This is a genomic window from Streptomyces fuscigenes (genome assembly GCF_021556455.1).
GTDB lineage: Bacteria > Actinomycetota > Actinomycetes > Streptomycetales > Streptomycetaceae > Streptomyces > Streptomyces fuscigenes.
The window spans coordinates 1-18,740 of record NZ_JAKGCV010000013.1 but is presented as its reverse complement, the minus strand read 5'-3'; the positions used below and the strand labels follow the sequence as shown (position 1 = coordinate 18,740).

The 18,740-nt window shown below is 74.5% G+C and carries 16 protein-coding genes; 13 read left to right on the top strand and 3 right to left on the bottom strand.

Annotation, left to right across the window (positions count from 1 at the left end):
• Positions 1 to 317: 317 nt before the first annotated feature.
• From L1885_RS03295 to L1885_RS03240, 12 genes are all read left to right on the top strand, one after another.
• Complete coding sequence (locus L1885_RS03295) at positions 318 to 1,475, top strand: serine hydrolase domain-containing protein (protein ID WP_235795428.1); 1,158 nt, start codon at positions 318 to 320, stop codon at positions 1,473 to 1,475.
• Between the two features lie 249 nt (positions 1,476 to 1,724).
• Positions 1,725 to 2,504, top strand: a complete 780-nt coding sequence (locus L1885_RS03290) for an SDR family NAD(P)-dependent oxidoreductase (protein WP_235795427.1) — start codon at positions 1,725 to 1,727, stop codon at positions 2,502 to 2,504.
• 933 nt (positions 2,505 to 3,437) lie between these two features.
• Positions 3,438 to 4,277: an ABC transporter ATP-binding protein gene (locus L1885_RS03285; RefSeq protein WP_235795426.1), complete on the top strand. Its 840-nt coding sequence runs from the start codon at positions 3,438 to 3,440 to the stop codon at positions 4,275 to 4,277.
• Positions 4,249 to 5,082 (top strand): ABC transporter permease, encoded by an 834-nt coding sequence (locus L1885_RS03280; protein WP_235795425.1) that lies wholly within the window; start codon positions 4,249 to 4,251, stop codon positions 5,080 to 5,082. Before L1885_RS03285 ends, L1885_RS03280 begins: the two co-directional genes overlap by 29 nt.
• A gap of 13 nt (positions 5,083 to 5,095) precedes the next feature.
• On the top strand, positions 5,096 to 6,127 hold the full coding sequence (locus tag L1885_RS03275) for an ABC transporter substrate-binding protein (protein ID WP_235795424.1): 1,032 nt from the start codon (positions 5,096 to 5,098) through the stop codon (positions 6,125 to 6,127).
• A gap of 70 nt (positions 6,128 to 6,197) precedes the next feature.
• Positions 6,198 to 7,655, top strand: a complete 1,458-nt coding sequence (locus tag L1885_RS03270; RefSeq protein WP_235795423.1) for a UbiD family decarboxylase — start codon at positions 6,198 to 6,200, stop codon at positions 7,653 to 7,655.
• Positions 7,656 to 7,660: 5 nt separating this feature from the next.
• The gene (locus L1885_RS03265) at positions 7,661 to 8,392 is read left to right on the top strand and encodes a GntR family transcriptional regulator (RefSeq protein WP_235795422.1); all 732 of its coding nucleotides are present in this window, start codon (positions 7,661 to 7,663) and stop codon (positions 8,390 to 8,392) included.
• 152 nt (positions 8,393 to 8,544) lie between these two features.
• Positions 8,545 to 9,060: a (2Fe-2S)-binding protein gene (locus L1885_RS03260; RefSeq protein ID WP_235795421.1), complete on the top strand. Its 516-nt coding sequence runs from the start codon at positions 8,545 to 8,547 to the stop codon at positions 9,058 to 9,060.
• Positions 9,060 to 11,558, top strand: a complete 2,499-nt coding sequence (locus tag L1885_RS03255; protein WP_235795420.1) for a xanthine dehydrogenase family protein molybdopterin-binding subunit — start codon at positions 9,060 to 9,062, stop codon at positions 11,556 to 11,558. The genes L1885_RS03260 and L1885_RS03255 overlap by 1 nt, the downstream gene beginning before the upstream one ends.
• A complete protein-coding gene (locus L1885_RS03250; protein ID WP_235795419.1) occupies positions 11,555 to 12,502 on the top strand; it encodes an FAD binding domain-containing protein in 948 nt (315 codons plus the stop codon). The genes L1885_RS03255 and L1885_RS03250 overlap by 4 nt, the downstream gene beginning before the upstream one ends.
• Complete coding sequence (locus L1885_RS03245) at positions 12,499 to 13,344, top strand: alpha/beta fold hydrolase (protein ID WP_235795418.1); 846 nt, start codon at positions 12,499 to 12,501, stop codon at positions 13,342 to 13,344. The genes L1885_RS03250 and L1885_RS03245 overlap by 4 nt, the downstream gene beginning before the upstream one ends.
• The gene (locus L1885_RS03240; RefSeq protein ID WP_235795417.1) at positions 13,341 to 14,405 is read left to right on the top strand and encodes an amidohydrolase family protein; all 1,065 of its coding nucleotides are present in this window, start codon (positions 13,341 to 13,343) and stop codon (positions 14,403 to 14,405) included. Before L1885_RS03245 ends, L1885_RS03240 begins: the two co-directional genes overlap by 4 nt.
• A gap of 185 nt (positions 14,406 to 14,590) precedes the next feature.
• Here the strand turns inward: L1885_RS03240 and L1885_RS03235 are convergent, their stop codons facing one another.
• Positions 14,591 to 15,511, bottom strand: coding sequence for a GntR family transcriptional regulator (locus L1885_RS03235; RefSeq protein WP_235795416.1), 921 nt, complete (start codon positions 15,509 to 15,511; stop codon positions 14,591 to 14,593).
• A gap of 55 nt (positions 15,512 to 15,566) precedes the next feature.
• Here L1885_RS03235 and L1885_RS03230 point away from each other — a divergent pair, with 55 nt between their 5' ends.
• A complete protein-coding gene (locus tag L1885_RS03230) occupies positions 15,567 to 16,685 on the top strand; it encodes an XdhC family protein (RefSeq protein ID WP_235795415.1) in 1,119 nt (372 codons plus the stop codon).
• Positions 16,686 to 16,708: 23 nt separating this feature from the next.
• Here L1885_RS03230 and L1885_RS29085 read toward each other — a convergent pair whose 3' ends face one another.
• Positions 16,709 to 17,314: a YrdB family protein gene (locus L1885_RS29085; RefSeq protein ID WP_308117269.1), complete on the bottom strand. Its 606-nt coding sequence runs from the start codon at positions 17,312 to 17,314 to the stop codon at positions 16,709 to 16,711.
• A 32-nt stretch (positions 17,315 to 17,346) separates the two neighbouring features.
• A partial coding sequence (locus L1885_RS03220) for a CoA transferase (protein WP_308117268.1) occupies positions 17,347 to 18,740 on the bottom strand: 1,394 nt, incomplete at its 5' end.

The following is an 18,740-nucleotide window of genomic DNA, read 5'->3' as shown; positions in this document are numbered from 1 at the left end:
CCGGAGCGTGGCTCACGCGACCGGGCCGACCTCAGCGTGCACGGCCACGGGCGCGGCGCACAGGGCGACTTCCGCTCAGCGGAAGGAAGCCCCCGGGACGCCCCGGCGGTACTCGCCCGCCCGCCCCCGGGACGCTCCGCGGTACTCGCCCGCGCGCCCGGCCGCATCGCCCCGGCGGCGGCCCGCCGGCACCCGGGGGCGGGCGGGGCGGACACTGGTCCGGAAGGCTCCAGAAACGTTGCACCATAGAGAGGCGGCACCACTGTGGTGCCGAGCGGTGTGCGGTGGCCGAGCGATTGACGAGCGGGAGTGCGGGCGTGGACGTCCAGGGCACGGTGGCGACCGGTTTCGAGCCGGTCAGGGACGCCTTCGTACGGAATTTCGAACGACTGGGCGAACGCGGCGCGGCCGTCGCCGTCTACCGCGACGGCCGCAAGGTCGTCGACCTGTGGGCCGGGTCGCGCGACGCGACCGGGCGGGAACCGTGGGCCCTGGACACCGCACAGGTCGTACGGTCCGCCACGAAGGGCGTCGCGGCGGCCGTGCCGCTGCTGCTCCACCAGCGCGGCCGGATCGACCTGGACGCGCCGGTCGGCACGTACTGGCCCGAGTTCAAGGCGTACGGCAAGGAGCGGGTCCTCGTCCGTCATCTGCTCTCGCACCGCGCGGGCGTTCCCGTGCTCGACACCCCGCTGACCCCGGCGCAGGCGCTGGACGGGGTGTCCGGGCCGCGCGCGCTGGCGGCACAGACGCCGGTCTGGGAGCCGGGCGCGGACCACGGCTATCACGCGCACACCTACGGCTGGCTGGTCGGCGAGCTCGTGCGGCGCGTCACCGGGCGCTCCCTCGGCCGGGTCGTGGCCGAGGAGATCGCGCGCCCGCTCGGCCTCGACTTCTGGATCGGGCTGCCCGACGAGGAGGCGCGCCGGGTCGGCCGGATCGCCGCGGTGGCGGAGCCGCCCGCGGCGGGCGGCGAACTGAGGCTGCGGCCGAAGCGCTCCGTCTCCGACGCGTACGAGGATCCCCGGTCGCTGACACGCCGGGCGTTCGGAGTGATCAGCCCCGGACTGGACGAGAACGCGCCGGAGTACCACGCGGCGGAGATGCCCGCCTCGGGCGGCATCGCGACGGCGCGCGGCCTTGCGCGCGTGTACGCGGCGATGCTCGGCCCGGTGGACGGGCACCGGCTGTTCGCCCCGGCGACGCTGACCCTCGCGCGGACCGAGGAGTCGGCGGGCCCCGACCGCGTCCTGGTGGTGTCGACCCGGTTCGGTCTCGGCTACATGCTGCACGGCCCGGCGGCCCCGATGCTGGCGAAGGGCTCGTTCGGGCACCCGGGGCGCGGCGGCTCGCTGGGCTTCGCGGACCCGGAGTCCGGCATCGCGTTCGGCTACGTCACCAACGGCATGCGCAAGGGCGTGACGGCGGACCCCCGCGCGCAGGCCCTCGTACGGGCGCTGCGGTCGGTCCTTTGACCCGCTGCCGACGCCGCCGAGCGGCGGGCGGGCGACGGAACGGCGCCGCGCGCGGGGACGGCTGACCGGGCGACGGGGGGCGGGGCGACGGGTGACGGGGCGACGGGAGGGGCGGGAGGGACGGGCCGGTGCCCGCCCGGGCCACCCATTCATCGGGTACGCCCCGTGCCGGTTCGGACCGGACCGCTCCGGCAGGGCGCGCGCGGCGGCACTCTGGTGCACGTGGGACACGAGTGATCTGATCGTCCGATGAAGCGATTCGACGGCTACGGCGTACTGATCACGGGAGCGGGACGCGGCATCGGAGCGGCCACCGCGCGGCGGCTGGCCGAGGAGGGCGCGCGGGTCCTCGTCACCGACGTGGACGCGGAACGGGCGGCGGCGACCGCGGAACGCATCGAGGGCGCCGAGGCGTTCCGCTGCGACGTCGGCGACCGGGCCGAGGTGGAGGCCGCCGTCGCGCGCGCCGTGGAACGGTTCGGCAGGCTCGACGTCCTGGTCAACAACGCGTTCTCCTGCGGCCCGGACGAGCCGCTGTTCGAGGACGAGCCGGACGGCAAATGGGCGCGGGACCTCGACCTCACCCTCACCGGGGCGTTCCGGTGCGCGCGGGCCGCCCTGCCGCACCTGGTCGCCTCCGGACGCGGCGCCATCGTCTCGATCGGCTCCGTCAACGGCGAGCAGGACTTCGGCAACCACGCCTACAGCGCGGCGAAGGCGGGCCTCGCGAGCCTGACGAGGACACTGTCGGGCCACGCGGCGCCAAGGGGCGTGCGCGTCAACCTGGTCGAGCCGGGCACCGTGCACACGGAGGGCTGGGCCGGCCGGGAGGACGCCCTCGAACGCGCGGCGCAGCTCTACCCGATGGGGCGGGTGGGCCGCCCGGAGGACATCGCGGCGGCCGTCGCGTTCCTGGCCTCGCGGGACGCCGCGTGGATCACCGGGATCGCGCTCCCCGTCGACGGCGGCATCCTCACGGCGCAGCCGGGCTTCCGCGCGGCCGTGAGGCGACCGGGCCCGGCGGACTGACCCCGCCGGGGGCCCGCAGGACCGGCCGCCGTCGGCGAGCGGCGGATCGACCGCACCGGCGCGACCTCACCAGCCGGAAGGCACCGACCGACCGCACCGGACCGACCGCACCGGACCGATTTCACCGGTTCGACCGCACCGGACCGATTTCACCGGCTCGACCGCACCGGACCGATTTCACCGGTTCGACCGCACCGGACCGATCTCACCGGCCCGACCGCACCGAACTGGCCGCCATCGGCCGACCGCTGAGCCGTCGACTGCCATCCGTCCGTCCGTCCGACCGCTGTTCGTCCGACTTCCCACCGTCCGATCTCCCGCCGCGTCCGAGCTCTCCCGTCCGAGCTTCCCGTCCGAACTCCCGCCGTCCGGCTGCCGCACGGGCGGCCGTCTGCATGCCCGCCAGGCTCGTGCGGTGGCTTTCCCTCCTCCAAGTGTCGACACTTCTTCCCGCGATCCCGGAGACTTCGGGGCCGCCGCGCGCAGCGTGAACGGCCCCGAAGTCCCTCGGCGGCGCCCGCCGTCGCCCACCCCTGGCGGCTTCCGCGGTCCGCCGCCGTGCTGGTCGAAGGGTCATGCCGAAGCCTGATTCCTGCAGTTCGGCGCGCCTCATGCGACGTTTCATCCGTAATGGGCATGGCCGAACCGGCCTTGATCGTCGCGTCCTCCGGCCGGCCGGACGGGTGTCGCGGCGCCCGGCCGCTGGAGGCGGAGGCGTCAAGTCCGTGTGCGGGAATGAACGTGGACGGGTGTTCGCAGCACTCTGGACATCGCCGGGTGGCGCTGTTTCAATCTTAGTGTCGACACTTTGCGACGAGCCGTGACGAAGCGGCTGCGGCGGGGCTGCTGCCCCTCCGCCGCCTCCGTCCTCTCACGGGCTCCGCCGGCGGAGTGCTCGGTGGTGTGACCGGCTCTCCCTCGGAGGAGGTATCCGTGAACCATCCATCCCAGAAACTGGTCGTCGACGACGTGAGGCTCGGCCACTGGTCGTCGCGTACCGAAGCGTTCTCGCTCGCCTGCGACGGGCTCTCGTTCGAGATCGCGGAGAACGAGTTCGTGGCCATCGTGGGCCCGAGCGGCTGCGGCAAGACGACGTTCCTCAGCGCCCTCGCGGGCCTGGTGCCGGTGGCGTCCGGCCGCCTCGAGCTCACGGGCGCCCCGATACAAGGGCCTTCGCCCGACCGGTCGCTCGTCTTCCAGCAGGCGTCACTGTTCCCCTGGCGGACGGTGGCGGCCAACATCGAGTTCGGCCTGAAGGCCCAGCAGCGGCTGGACGAGAGGGGCCGGGCCAGGGTCGCCGAGCTGGTGGAGCTGGTCGGGCTCGCCGGCAAGGAGAAGGCGTATCCGCGTGAGCTGTCGGGCGGCATGAGCCAGCGGGTGAACCTGGCCCGGGCGCTCGCCACCGACCCCGATCTCCTCCTGCTCGACGAGCCGTTCTCCGCGCTCGACGCGCAGACCAGGGAGGTCATGCAGGAGGAGCTGACCCGGATCTGGCAGGTCGACGGCGCGGGCCGGGGCAAGACCGCCGTGTTCGTCACGCACGACGTGCCGGAGGCCGTGTTCCTCGCGGACCGGGTCGTCGTCTTCTCCAGCGGGCCGGCGCACCTGGTCGAGGTCGTGGACGTGGATCTGCCGCGCCCGCGCGACGCGGCCGTCAAGAGGTCCCCCGAATTCCAGGAGATCAGCGACTACATCCTCGGGCTCGTCATGAGCCAGACGCAACCAGGCCGAAGGGCGAGTGACCATGGCAGCAACGCAACTGTCGTCGGATAGGGTCCGGCCCCCCGTCCGGGTGGCCCGGGCGGGCCGCCGGCGCGCCTCGGGCCGCCGCCTGAACCTGGTGCTCGGCATCGTGGGGCTGGCGGTGGTACTGGCGGCGTGGCAGCTGTGCGCCTCGACGGGCCTGGTCGACCCCAACTTCAGCAGCTCGCCCGCCGGGGCCTTCGCGGCGCTCGTCGACGCGGTCGGATCGGGCACGATCTGGTCGCCGCTCGGCTCGACCCTGTCGATCGTCGCGCTCGGCATGGCGATCTCGGTCGTCGTCGGAATACCGCTGGGCCTGCTGATCGGACGCAACAAGTACCTGTACGGGCTGACGGACCCGGTGATCAGCATCATGTACTCGGTGCCCTACGTGGTCTTCCTGCCCATGCTGATCTTCTGGTTCGGCATAGGGATGAACGCGCGGCTGGTCATCGTGGTGTGGAGCGCGATGTTCCCACTGCTGATCAACGTCATCGCCGGCACACGCAACCTGGAGCCCGCCTACGGGCAGGTGTCCCGCGTCTACTGCGCCTCCCGGCTGTACACACTGCGCGCGGTCGAGTTCCCCGCGACCCTCCCGTACATCCTGGCCGGTGTCCGCCAGGCCGTCGGGCGTGCGCTGATCGGGGCGATCGTCGCGGAACTGTTCATGGGGTCCTCGGGCCTCGGCTACCAGGTGCAGTTGCAGACGTCGAACTTCGAGATGGACGACGCGATGGCGTCCATCGCCGTCATCGCGGTGGTGGCCATCGCCCTCACCCGCGGTGTCGGCTACCTGGAGCGCCGGTTCACGTTCTGGTCCGCGACGGCCTGACGAGGAGGTCCGCATGCCACTGTTCCCGCGGCGCCCCCGCGGCGCCCTGAGGCTCACCGTCCCGCTGATGGCGGCACTCGCGCTGACGGCGTCGGGCTGCGCGGTCTCCGGAAACGCGTCGGTCCAGCCGTCCAGCATGAAGATGACGATCGGTTACACCGCCATCGGAGCGGCCTACTCGGACCTGTACATCTGCGAGGACAAGGGGATCTTCAAGAAGAACGGGCTCGACGTCAAGATCACACTGCTGAACAGCTCGTCGCAGCTCGTGGCCGCCCTCGTCAGCAACAGTGTGCAGATAGGGGTCGGCGCCACCACCGCCACGGCGGCCGGCGCGATGAATCTGAAGGGCGTCGACCTGCGCTACATCGCCCTGCCGATCAACCGCTACTACATGGAGATGTGGGGCAGGAAGTCGCTGAAACCGGGAGACGGCCTCAAGGGCCGCAAGATCGGGCTCAGTTCGCCCGGTTCGCTGGGCGACGCGGCCGTGGACGCGCTCCTGAAGAAGAACGGATGGTCCCAGAAGGACGTCCAGAAGATCTACCTCAAGTCGAGCCCGGCCGAGGTGTCCGCCCTTGAGAACGGCGCCGTCGACGCGATCGTCACCCAGCCCCCCACGGGCACGAAGACCCGGCAGAAGGGCTTCAAGAAGATCATGGACTTCACGGACCTGCCGACGGCCGCCAACGCCTACACGGTGAAGACCGACTACCTCTCCGCCAACGGAAAGGCGGTCGCGGCCTTCACCAAGTCGGAGACGGAGTGCCTGGCCCTGCTGCACAACGACAGGGAAGCGGCGGTGCGCAGCATCATGAAGCACAGCGGTGTCGACAACAAGGCACTGGCCGAGTACTCCTACGACTTCTTCGACCGGCTGTGGGCCAAGGACCCCAGGGTCGATCCCCGGCTCGTCCACGACTCGTTCGCCGCGACCGTCGCCAAGGGCGTGGGCACGATGCCGGCCGACACGGACGTGTTCGTCGACAACACCTACGTCGACAAGCTGAAGGCGTCCGGATTCATCGACTCGCTCTACCGATGAGCCGCGCCCGCGCGGCGGCGCTCGACGGCGGAAGGGCACGAATCCGGTGACGAGAGGAAAGGCGGGTGGCATGACGTCACTTGACGACATCGACGACCTGAGGAGCTGGCTGGAGCTCGCCGGGAAACTGGGCGAGGTCACGACGATCGGCGGCGCGCACTGGGACAAGGAGATCGGCGCCGCGTCCGAGGCGAACTACCGGCGGCCCTCCCCGCCCGCGCTCCTCTTCGACGACATCGTCGGGTACCGCAGCGGGCAGCGCGTGCTGACCGCCTCCATGAGCAACGCCCGCCGGCTCGGCCTGACGCTCCGGCTCGGCACGGACCTCGACGACCGGGCCCTCGTCGAGGCACTGCGCAGCAAGCCCGGCGAGTGGGCGGCCAACGCCGGACGCTACCCCGTGCGGGAGGTGCCGACGGGCCCCGTGAAGGAGAACGTGACGGCGGCGGGCGAAGCCGACCTGCTCGCCTTCCCCGTGCCGCAGTGGCACGAGGCGGACGGCGGGCGCTACATCGGCACCGGGTGCGCCGTGTTCACCACGGACCCCGCCACGGGAGTGCTGAACGCGGGCGCCTACCGCATGCAGGTGCAAAACGGCGGGCGCGCCGCCAGCGTCAACATCGAGGCGGGCAAGCACGGAGCCGCGCACGTGCGGGAGTGGTTCGCCCGCGAGGGCCGGGCGCCCGTGACGGCGTCGTTCGGCCACGACCCGCTGCTGCTCGTCGTCGCCGGTACGGAGGTCCCGGCGGGGATCTCGGAACTCGAATACGCGGGCGCGGTCCTCGGCAGGCCCGTCGACGTGATCAGGGGCGAGGTCACGGGACTGCCGATCCCGGCGACGGCGGAGATCGCCGTCGAGGGCTGGCTGTACCCCGACCGCCGCGAGCAGGAGGGCCCGTTCGGCGAGTGGACCGGCTACTACAGCGGCGGCACCGAAGCGGTGCTGACGCTCGACGTCGAGCGGATCTACCACCGTGACGACCCGATCCTGCTCGGGGCGCCCCCGGGAAAGCCGCCGCACGACTACTCGTACATGCGCAGCGTGATGAAGTCCGCGATGATCCAGGACGCGCTGATCCAGACCGGCCTGCCCGGCGTCGAGGGCGTCTGGGCCCACGAGGCGGGCGGAGGGCGCCAACTCCTCGCCGTCGCCGTCGACCAGCGCTACGCGGGCCACGCGCGCCAGGCCGGTTACCTCACGGCACAGCTGCCGGCCGCCGCGTACATGAACAAGTTCGTGGTCGTCGTGGACGCCGACGTCAACCCGCGCAGCCTCAGCGACGTGGTGTGGGCGATGTGCACGCGCACGGACCCGGCGGACGACATCGAGACCATGCGCCAGACCTGGGGCAGCCGGGTCGACCCGCTGCGGGAGAAGGGCGCGGCGCCGTTCAACACCCGTGCCGTCATCGACGCGTGCCGGCCCTGGAACAGGCTCGCCTCGTTCCCGAAGGTCGCCGAGTCCGGCGCGGAACTGATGGACCGGGTCATGAGGCGCTGGCCCGACGTCCTCGGCGGTCCCCGGTGAACACGGTGCCGATCCGCCCGGCGTACCCGACCATCGGGGACACCGCCCGCAGGCACGAGCTGACGCGGATGCTCAACCGGGGCACCACCGGCACCAGCATCGCCGACGAGATAGCGGTCGCCGTCGCGGCGGAGATCATCGAGGGCAGGCTGTCGCCCGGCGACGACCTCAACTCGGTGGAGCTGGCCCGCACGTTCAGCAGCAGCCGCACGCCGGTGCGGGAGGCGCTCCTCGTGCTCGAACGGGAGGGGTTCGTCCAGATCACCGCGCGCCGCCGGCCGCGGGTGGCCCGGTTGCTGATCAGCGAGGTCCGGGAGCTGTACAACCTGCGTGCCGAGCTGTACGCGGTGGTCAGCCACTCCGTGTGCAGGGTCGCCACCGAGCAGGACCTGGAACTCCTGCGCGGCCACCAGCTCGCGCTGGAGGCCGCCGCGGCGGAGGACGACGTGGACCGCTACTTCTGGGTCAACGTCCAGTTCCGCAACGCGGAGGCGGCCATCGCCCGCGACGCCACCCTGCGGCGCATCCTCGACACCCTCGGGCTGCGCGCGCTCCAGCTGCGCCACCTCAGCCTGTCGCAGCCGGGCCGGCTCGGCCCCTCCGTCGAGGACCACGCGCGGCTGCTGCGCGCCTACGAGGACAAGGACGCGGATCTGGCCTCGGCGCTCACCCAGTCGTTGGTGCGCGGCGGCCTCGCCGCCATAGAGCGCTCCGGCTGGACGGGGGAGGAGCCCTGACGGCGGGCAGCGGCTCGCGCGGCCCCGCCCGGCACCGGCCCGGCCCCCGGCGGGCATCCGGCCCGCCCGAGCGGAGGGAACCGGCGCTCCGCGAGCCCCTGCGACGCACACCCGACGAACCGCACCGACGAGACCAGGCAAGGAAGAAGGCAATGTCCGTACCCCTGCGTTTCCGCCTCAACCACGAGGACGTCGAGGTCCACGTCCAGGACCCCGGCGCACCGCTGCTCGACGTGCTCCGCCACGACCTGGGGCTCACCGGCACGAAGTCGGGCTGCGAGATCGGCTACTGCGGTGCCTGCACGGTCGTCGTCGACGGCCGGGCCGTGCCGTCCTGCCTCCAGATGGCGGGCCTCGTCGAGGGCCGCGACGTGCAAACGGTGGAGGGCCTCGGCGGCCCGGAGGGGCTCGACCCCGTGCAGCGGGCCTTCGTCGACAAGGCCGGGTTCCAGTGCGGCTTCTGCACACCGGGCCACATCATGGCGCTGCGCGCCCTGCTCGACGAGGACCCGGCGCCGGACGAGGAGCGGCTGCGGGAGACCGTCGACGGGAACTACTGCCGCTGCACGGGCTACGTGAAGATCCTCGACTCCGCCCGCGCGGCCGTCGCGTCCGGGGCCGCGAACCCGGACCCCGGCGGGGCCGGGGCCCGCGAGGAGGAGCGCTGATGTCCACCACCGAGATGCCCGCTACCGGCCTGCCGTCCTCCGCCCTCGACCTCGGCAGGGCCGTCCTGCCGCCGCTCATCGGCAGCCCCGTCGAGCGCATCGACGCGCTGGAGAAGGTGTCCGGACGTGCGACGTACGCGGCGGACACCCGCCTGCCGCGCATGCTGTACGGCGCGGTCCTGCGCTCGCCGCACGCCCACGCCCGCGTCGTCTCCGTCGACACCTCGCGCGCGAAACGGCTGCCGGGGGTGCACGCCGTCATCACCGGCGCCGACACGGCCCGGGTGAAATGGGGCGCCTTCCGCCCCGACCTGTACCCGCTGGCACTCGACCGCGTCCGGTACATCGGGGACGAGGTCGCCGCGGTCGCCGCACGCGACCTGGAGACCGCGCGGCGGGCCTGCGAGCTGATCGAGGTCGTCTACGAGCCGCTGCCCGCCGTGCTGTCGCTCGACGAGGCACTGGCCGAGGGCGCGCCGCTCGTGCACGACGACGCTGAGGGGAACGTGGCCCACGAGTTCTCCTTCGACCGCGGCGGGGCCGACGCGTGGTTCGAGCGCAGCGACGTCGTCGTCGAGGGCGTCTGGGAGACCGCGAGGCAGTGGCACGCGTCCATCGAGACCATCGGCTGCACCGCCGAGTGGGCCGGGGACCGTGTGTCGATGTGGGTCAACACGCAGACACCGTTCCTCGCCCGGCAGCGCTACGCCACGGCGCTCGGCCTGCCCCTGCGCGCGGTGCGGGTCGTGCAGACCGAGATCGGCGGCGGCTTCGGCGGCAAGTCCGGCGACGACAACACGTCCGTGATCTGCGCGATCCTGGCCCGGCGGACCGGCAGGCCCGTACAACTGGTCAACACCCGGGAGGACGAGTTCCTCGCGAGCCGCCCCCGGATCCCGATGCGCTACCGCGTCAGGCTCGGCTTCACCGCCTCCGGACTGGTCACGGCGAAGGACATCGAGGTGATCGCGGACAACGGCGCCTACACCGGCAAGGCGCAGGCCGTGCTCGGCGCGGCGACCGTGCGCCACGACGCGCTGTTCAACTACCGGGCGGTGCGCGCGCACTCGCGCCTCGTGTACACGAACCTCGTGCCGACCGGGGCGTTCCGCGGCTTCGGCAACCCGTCCGCCGACTGGGCCGTCGGGCAGGCGTGGGACCTCGCGGCCGGGAAGCTGGGCATCGAGGTCCCCGACCTGTTCCTGCTGAACGCGGTGGAGTCCGGCAGCGTCTCCCCGCACAACCACAAGATCACCAGCTGCGAGCTGAAGCAGTGCATCACCAAGGCCGCAGAGGCGATCGACTGGGCCGGCAAGCGGGCGAACCCCACCCCGAACCGGGGCCTCGCGATGGGCGTCAGCGTCCATGTCTCGGGCCGGCGCAGCTTCGGCGACTACGACGGCAGTTCCGCGATCGTCCGCCTCACCGAGGACGGCCGCGCCACCGTCATCGTCGGCGAGGGCGACATCGGGACGGGTGCCCGCACCACCCTCGCGCAGATCGCCGCCGCCGAACTCGGCCTGGCCGTCGCCGACGTCTCCGTGTCGAGGCCCGACACGGATCTGACGACGCACGCGCTGGGCGCGCTCGCCAGCCGGGTCACCTACGTCGCGGGCAACGCCGTCAAACGCGCGGCCGAGCAGGCCTGCGGGCGGCTCCTCGAAGCGGCCGCCCGCCAGCTGGGCCGGCCCGCCTCCCAGCTGTGGGTGGCGGACGGCGTGGTGCACGGGCCCGCCGGACCGGACGGCGGGGACCCGGTGTCCTCGCCCGTCGGCACGGTCGTGCGGGCCGAGCTGTACCGGCCGGACGGCGAACCCGTCATCGGCATCGGCTCGTTCGACAACCCCTCCGAGTTCCCCGACCAGTCCCGCTACGGCAACGAGTCCGGCGCCTACAACTTCGCCGCGGAGGCGGCCGAGGTGGAGGTTGACCCGGCGACGGGCGCCCTGACCGTCACCGAGTTCGCGGCGGTCGTCGACTGCGGCACGGTCCTCAACCCGCCGCTGGCGGAGGGCCAGGTCGAGGGCGGGATCGCGCAGGGCCTCGGCATGGCCGTCACGGAGCGCTTCAGCTGGCGCGACGGCGGCCCGCGGCGGCCCAACTTCGGCGACTACAAGCTCCCCACGGCCGGGATCATGCCCCGGAAGCTGCACATAGGGTTCGCCGACTCCTACGAGCCCACCGGCCCCTTCGGCGCGAAGGGCGTCGGCGAGATCTCCCTCGACCCGGTGCCGTCCATCATCGCGAGCGCGGTCGCCGACGCCGTCGGGGTCCGGGTGCACGAGCTGCCCATCACCGCCGAGAAGGTGTTCTGGGGCATGAGCGCGCAGGGTGCCCCGCCGGACACCGCCGACCCGACCGCGCAGGACGCCCGCTCGTCGGCCCCCGAACCCGACGCGGCGCCCGCACCGCGCGATCCCGCGTCCGCGCCGCACGGCTCCGCGTCCGCGCCGGACGCCGGGCGCGGGCCCGACTCCCGTACACAGGAGGCACGATGACGACCCTCGCAGCGGAAGCAGGCAGCGGCGGCGGCGCCCCCGCACCCCGCCCGCCCGTCGCCCTCGCCGTCCCGCGCTCCCTGGACGAGGCGCTCGCGCTCCTCGCACAGGACGGCGCCGCGGTGCTCGGCGGCGGCGTCGGCCACACCCTGGCACGCCATCACCGCGCCCCGGACCGCCCCAGCACGCTGGTCCCGGTGGCCGGCCTGCCCGCACTGGCGGGCGTCCGCACCGGCCCCGACGGGCGGATCACCGTCGGCGCCGCCACCCCGCTCGACGACTGTGCCAAGGCCGCGGCGATCGCGCGGGTCTGGCCCGTGTTCACCGAGGCGTGCGGCTCCGTCGCGACCGGGCGCATACGCCGCCTCGTGACCCTCGGCGGGAACATCGCCGCCCATGACGACGCCCACGACCCGCCCGTCGCGCTCACCGCGCTCGGCGCGGACCTCACGGTGCGCGCGGCCCGGGGCGGCAGCCGGACGCTGAGCGTGCCCGAGGCGCTGCGGCCCGCGGCCGACGGCGGGCTGCGCCCCGGCGAACTGCTCGTCGCCGTCACCCTGCCGACCCGCCCGCGGGGCGCCGCCACGGGCTCCGCGTACCGCAAGTACCTGGTACGGGGCGTGTGGGAGTACGCGTGCGTCCATGTCGCCGCCGTCGTCGGACTCGACGGCGAAGGCCGCGCCACCCGGCTCTCGCTCGCCGTCGGTTCGGTCGAGGGCGGCCCGGTGGCGGTCCCCCTCGACGGGCTGCTGGGCGGGCGGTTCGACGCGGACCTGGTCGAGGAGGCCGCGCGGGCGGCGGCATCCGGCACCCGTCCCTACGACGACGTGAAGGGTTCGGCCGCCTACAAGACCCGCATGATCGGCGAGTTCTCGCGGCGCGCGCTCACCGAGGCGGCGCACCGCGCCCGGGGCACCGGGCACCACGCAGGAGGAGACCGATGACCACCGCGGACACGGGGACCGAGGGCGAGGCGCGCACCCGCGACGGCGTCACCCTGTCCTACACGCACACCCCCGCGCCGGCAGGCGCCCCGCGCGTCGTCCTCGTCCACAGCCTGGCCCTCGACCGGTCGCTGTGGTCACGCGTCGGGGACCGGCTCGCGGGCGCGGCCGAGACGCTCGCGTACGACTGCCGGGGCCACGGCCGCTCCGGGCGTCCCGAAGGCCCCTACACCACGTCGCAGTTCGCGGACGACCTGGCCGACCTGCTGGACCATCTCGGCTGGCCGGACGCCGTCGTGGCGGGCTGCTCGATGGGCGGCTGCGTGGCGCAGGAGTTCGCCGCGCGCCACCGGGAACGCACGCGCGGGGCGCTGTTCGTCGACACCACCGCCTGGTACGGGCCCACGGCCCCCGACGACTGGGCCGGGCGGGCCCGAAAGGCCCGCCGCGAGGGGCTCGGCGCGCTGATCCCGTTCCAGCTGACCCGCTGGTTCGGCGACGCGTTCCGCGCCGCGGAGCCCGCGCTGATGGAACGGCTGACCGCGGTCTTCACCGCCAACGACATCCACGCGTACGAGGCGACGTGCGCGATGCTCGGCGCCGCCGACCTGCGCGCCCGCGCGACCCGCGTCCCGCACCCGGTACGGGTGCTCGTCGGGGAGGACGACACGGCCACACCGCCCGCCATGGCGCGCGACCTCGCCGAGCGGATCGGGGACGGACCGGCCACGGTCGTGCCGGGCACCCGCCATCTGACGCCCCTGGAGAACCCGGACGTGGTGGTCACGGCCCTGGAGCAGCTCACCGGCCGGTCGCTGACCGGCGAGGGGAGCGCGTCGTGACCGCGGGGACCACGGCAGGCACACGAGGCGCCGGCGGCACCGTTGTGGATGTCCACGCCCACCACGTCGGCGCCCTCGCCGTCGAACGCATCCGGGACGAGGGCGCGGCACACGGCGTGCGCCTGGTGACCCGGGAGGCGGGCGGCGGGCAGGTGACCCGCGTCGAGGTCGGCGGCCGGCCGAGCGGCCTGCCCCTGATCCCGCCGCTGAGCGACGTCGGCGCCCGCCTCGCCTGGATGGCCTCGGCCGGCGTCGACGTGCAGCTCGTCGCGCCGTGGATGGACCTCGCCGGATACGAACTGCCCCCCGACGACGGGCTGTGGCTGGCCCGCGTGCAGAACGAGTCCGCCGCCGCGCTGCGCGCCGCGCACCCCGACCGCTTCCGCATCGCCGCGGCGGTCCCGCTCCAGGCACCCGCCCTGGCCGCGGACGAGTTGCGGCGCGCCGTCACGGAACTCGGCCACGAGGCCGTGCAGATCGGCGCCCGCGTAGGGGACGGCGGGCTGGACGACCCCTCGCTCGCGCCGTTCTGGCGGGCCGCGGAGGACCTCGACGTGCCGGTGATCGTGCACCCCGCCGAGCTGGACGTGCCCGAGCGGATGCGTCGGCTGTTCCTGCACATCCTGGTCGGCAACCCCGCGGAGACCACGTTCGCCGCGGCGGCGCTCCTGCTGGGTGGCGTGCTGGAGGCCCACCCGGGGCTGCGGGTCCTGCTCGTGCACGGCGGCGGCTTCGTCCCGTACCAGATCGGCCGCCTGGAGCGGGGCTTCACGGCGGCCCCGCCGCCCGTGCGCGCCCGGGGCACGCGGAGCCCGCGGCAACTGGCCGGCCGACTCTGGTTCGACACGGTCCTGCACGACGACGACGCCCTGCGCCACCTCCTGGACTTCGCGGCGCCCGGCCGGGTGGTGCTCGGCAGCGACTACCCGTTCCCCATGCGGGCCGACCAGCCGGTGGCCGCGCTCGACGCCCTGAAGCTGGACGACGCCGACCGGGCCCGGCTGCTGGGCGCCACCGGCCTCTTCCCCCGCCGGCCCGGCCGCGGCGGCGGGCAGCCGTGAGCGCGGCCCGGGGCCCGGCGGCGGCCGGAGCGCCGAAGGAGGAAGGAGGCGCGGCAGGCGGCGGCCGTGCGCCGGGGGATCCGGCGGCCGGAGCCGCCCCGCGGGCTGGCGGCCGCAGACAGCGGCGGAGCGGCCCATCGGGCGGCGCGGGGGCAGTGGGCGGACGGCCTGCGGGCGCGGTGCGCTCAGCCGGAGAAGCCCGTCCAGCCCGAGCCCTCCACGGCCGCGAGCCCGCGGCGCACGATCGACCGCGTGAGGGCGGAGGCGAGGTCCGCGTCGCGGTCCACGTACGCCTTCAGCAGGCGCCGGTGGTCGCCCACGGACGTCTCGACCCGGCCCGGCAGGGACAGGCTGAGGTGGCGGAGCTGGAGCGTCCTGATGCCGACGGAGTCGAGGACGCCGCGCACGGTCTCGTTCGCGGCCAGCCGCGCCTCCATGTTGCGGAAGCCGACGACCAGCCAGAAGTAGCGCTCCAGGTCGGCGGCGGCCGCGGCGGACTCCAGCTCCGCCTGGGCGGCCCGCAGCTCGTCCAGCCCGCGGTCCGGGCAGTGCAGCACGATCCGCCGGCTGACCAGCCCGTACAGTTCGGCGCGCAGCTCGTAGATCTCCCTGACCTCGGCGAGGCCCAGCGTCCGCACACGCGGCCGCCTGCGCGCGGCGATCTCCACCAGGCCCTCCCGTTCCAGGATGGCGAGCGCCTCCCGCACGGGCGTCCTGCTGCTGCGGAAACGACGCGCCAGATCGACCGAGTTGAGGTCGTCCCCCGGTCGCATCCGGCCCTCGATGATGGACGCGCCGAGGGACACGACGATCTGCGAGCCGACGCTGCCGGGATCGTCCTCCCGGCCGAGGACGCGCAGGATCTCGCGTTCGCCGGCCGTCAGCCCCGGCCGGTCGAGCACGTCCCGGACCCACCCGGCGTCCGCCTCCCCGGCGCCGCCGCCCGAGACCGTACCGGCGTCCGTGTCCGCGCCCTGCCCGGCCGCCCGGGGCGCGTCGCCCCCGCCGCCGGTGCCACCGCCGCGGCCGCTCCCGGCCGCGCCCTCGTCCCTCACGCCGTCACCGCCATCGCCGTCGCCCTCCGCCGTCGCGTCCCACACAACCACACCCCCGTCACCCGCGAATTCCTAGGCCGCGCCCGCCGCCCCCGAGGAGGCACCGATGCGTGAGATCCTGCCGCAGCTGCGTGAACTGATCGACTCCGATACGCCGTTCGCGCTGGCCACCGTGGTCGCCGTGCGCGGCAGCGCGCCGCGCGGCCCCGGCGCCGTGATGGCGGTGACCGCCGACGGGCGCGTGCTCGGCAGCATCTCCGGCGGCTGCCTGGAGAGCGCGGTGTACGAGGAGGGACTCGACTCGCTGGCGGGCGGTGCGCCACGCATCAGGACGTACGGCATCTCCGACGACGACGCGTTCGCCGTCGGGCTGACCTGCGGCGGAGTGCTGAGCGTGCTGATCGTGCCGTACGCGGCGGGTCCGGCTCGAGATGCCCTCTCGGCCGCCCTGGGCCGCGTCGCGGCGGGCGCGCCGGTCGCGGTGGCGACCGTGACGGGCGGCGCGGCGACGCTCGGCGCGCAGCGGTTCGTGGACGCGGGCGACGCGTCCGGGACGCTCGGCGGGCACCCGTGGCTGGACGCGGCGGTCGACGGCGACGCCCGCGGCCTGCTCGCACGCGGCTCGACGGACCAGCGGCACTACGGCGCCCGCGGGCAGCGAAGGATGGACGAGGTGGCCGTGTTCGTGCAGTCCTTCAACCGGCGCGCCCGGATGCTGGTCTTCGGCGCGATCGACCACGCGGCGGCGACGGCACGCATGGGCGCCTTCCTCGGCTACCGAGTGACGGTGTGCGACGCACGTCCCGCCTTCGCCACGCGCGAGCGCTTCCCCGACGCCGACGAGGTCGTGCGGGCCTGGCCGCACGAGTACCTGGCGGGGACCGAGGTCGACGAGCGCACGGTGATGTGCGTGCTGACGCACGACCCCAAGTTCGACGTGCCGCTGCTGCTGGAGGCGCTGCGCACGCCCGCCGCCTACATCGGCGTGATGGGCAGCAGGCGCACCCACGAGGACCGCACGGCGCGGCTGCGCGCGGAGGGCGCCGACGAGGCCGACCTGGCACGGCTCGCGTCCCCGATCGGCCTGGACCTCGGGGCCCGGACGCCGGAGGAGACGGCGGTGTCCATAGCCGCGGAGATCGTCGCCCTGCGCTGGGGCGGCACGGGGGCCCGCCTCTGCCAGGCCGCGGGTGACATCCACCGGACGCCGTCCGTCGTCCCGTGACGCCGTGGCGTGCCGCGGCCCCGTCAGGCCGCGGTGCCCCGGGGCCCGTCGCCGGTGCCCGGGTCGGCGGACGCCGGGACCGCCGGCGCCGGGAGCGTGCGCCGCGACACCTGCGCGAGTCCGGTGTTCACGACGACGACGGCGCCCAGCACGATCGCCCACACCGGGTGGCCCACGGGCCACAGCGCGAGGGCGCCTCCGCCGAGGACGAGGGCCTTGACCGCCAGCACGGCGCCGGCCGGCACGCGGAAACGGGCGCGCGGCGCCGCGAACAGTCCCCACACCACGATCGCGGCGAGCGTCACGGCCACGGCGGGCAACGGACCGCCCACGTGCAGGCCCCACCAGCACAGAGCCGCGAAGGCCGCCAACTCCACGAGGAGGGCGCCCGATTCGTTGAGGACGAACCAGGCGGGCCGGCCGGTCCAGTCCCGCTGCCGGGGATCCCCGGCACCACGGACGCGCGCCGCGCCGCCGTGGTCGCTGCCACCTCTGCTGCCGGCGTCGCTGCCGGTGTCGCCGCCATGGTGCGTACCGGCGCCCTCGCGCGCCCCGGCATCGCTGCCGCCGTCACCGGGCGTGCCGGTGCCGTCCGCCGGTCGGCCCGTTCCCCCACTCGTCCCCGCCATGACCCCGACGGTATCCGGGGCCGCGTCTCGTCTCACAGCCAGTTCGGGGTGTCCGAACCCCAGGGCGTGGCCAGATGGTTCCAGTCGGCGGGGGAGCCGTCGTAGTGCACCGGGGACAGGGCGTGGCGCACGCCGGTGCCCGGGGCCGGCGGTTCGGTGACGTACTGGTCGGCGACGTACGCCGGACCCGGCAGCGGATCGGGCGCGATGCCGTGCAGGAGCCACTGCGCGGTGCCCGCGAGGGACAGCCGTACGCGGGCGCCCGCGCCCGTCGCCCGGCGCACGGTCAGACACCGCAGGACGGCCGCGGCGAGCAGGTATCCCGTGCCGTGGTCCAGCGCCTGCGCGGGCAGCGCTCCCGGGTTGCCGTCCTCGTCCCCCTCGAGCGCCGCGATCCCGGTGGCGGCCTGCACCAGGCTGTCGAAGCCCCGCCGGCCCGCCCAGGCCCCCACGTCACTGAAGCCCCACGCGCTCAGCTGCGCCACGACGAGGCCGGGGTGGCGGGCGAGCACGTCGTCGGCGGCCAGCCCGAGCCGGTCGAGGGCGCCGGGACGGTAGCCGGTGACGAGCACGTCGGCGGAGGCGAGGAGCCGGTCGAAGGCGGCGCGATCGGCGGAGGCGGCCAGGTCGAGCAGCGCGGAGCGCTTGCCGAGGCCGGTCTCGGCGTGCGCCTCCGGCGTCTCCGGCAGGCGCGGCGAGTCGATCCGCAGCACGTCGGCGCCGAGCAGCGCGAGCGTGCGGGTGGCGACGGGCCCGGCGATCACCCGCGTCAGGTCGAGGACGCGCACCCCCTGCGCGGGCAGCGCGGCCGGAGGGAGCGTCCGGTCCCGTGCCTCGCGCGGTCCGCCGGGTTCCCGCGAGGCGTGCGAGGCGTTCGTGTCGTGCGAGTCGTGCGAGTCGTGCGCGCCGTTCAAGCCGTTCGCCCGTGACGCGTGCCCCGTGACCGGGGCGTCGCCACCGGGGCCGTCGCCGTGCCCGGGACCGTCGATCTCCACGAGCGGCAGGGTCCGGGCGACCGGGGAGGGGGCGACGCGCACCGCCAGCCCGCCGCCCGCATAGACCCGGTCCTGGATCTCCTCGGCGGGCAGCCCGGCGAGGAGGTTCGCCATGCGGGCCACGAGCTTGCCGTCGTCGCCGATGTCCTCGACGCCCAGGGAGCGCAGCAGCCGGGCCCGGTGGTGCGGGTAGTTCGCGTGCGTGCGCACCCAGCCGTCCGCCGCGGGCCAGAACCGGGACAGCGGCGCGAAGCCCGCCGAGTGGCGGCCGTCGATGCGCAGGTGCCGCTCACTGACGAAAGCGGTGGCGACGGCGCCCTCCCTGACGCGCACCGGGGGCGCCGCGGACTCGCCGCGGCGGGCGGCGAGCAGTTCGGCGGCGGCCAGCGAGGCGGCGCCGACGGTGGCGCGGGCCAGCTCGCGCACCGGCA

Coding starts and splice junctions, on each gene's coding strand:
- L1885_RS03290 (WP_235795427.1), top strand. CDS start 1,725: ATGAAGCGATTCGACGGCTACGGCGTACTGATCACGGGAGCGGGACGC.
- L1885_RS03280 (WP_235795425.1), top strand. CDS start 4,249: ATGGCAGCAACGCAACTGTCGTCGGATAGGGTCCGGCCCCCCGTCCGG.
- L1885_RS03275 (WP_235795424.1), top strand. CDS start 5,096: ATGCCACTGTTCCCGCGGCGCCCCCGCGGCGCCCTGAGGCTCACCGTC.
- L1885_RS03270 (WP_235795423.1), top strand. CDS start 6,198: ATGACGTCACTTGACGACATCGACGACCTGAGGAGCTGGCTGGAGCTC.
- L1885_RS03260 (WP_235795421.1), top strand. CDS start 8,545: ATGTCCGTACCCCTGCGTTTCCGCCTCAACCACGAGGACGTCGAGGTC.
- L1885_RS03255 (WP_235795420.1), top strand. CDS start 9,060: ATGTCCACCACCGAGATGCCCGCTACCGGCCTGCCGTCCTCCGCCCTC.
- L1885_RS03250 (WP_235795419.1), top strand. CDS start 11,555: ATGACGACCCTCGCAGCGGAAGCAGGCAGCGGCGGCGGCGCCCCCGCA.
- L1885_RS03245 (WP_235795418.1), top strand. CDS start 12,499: ATGACCACCGCGGACACGGGGACCGAGGGCGAGGCGCGCACCCGCGAC.
- L1885_RS03230 (WP_235795415.1), top strand. CDS start 15,567: ATGCGTGAGATCCTGCCGCAGCTGCGTGAACTGATCGACTCCGATACG.
- L1885_RS29085 (WP_308117269.1), bottom strand. CDS start 17,314: ATGGCGGGGACGAGTGGGGGAACGGGCCGACCGGCGGACGGCACCGGC.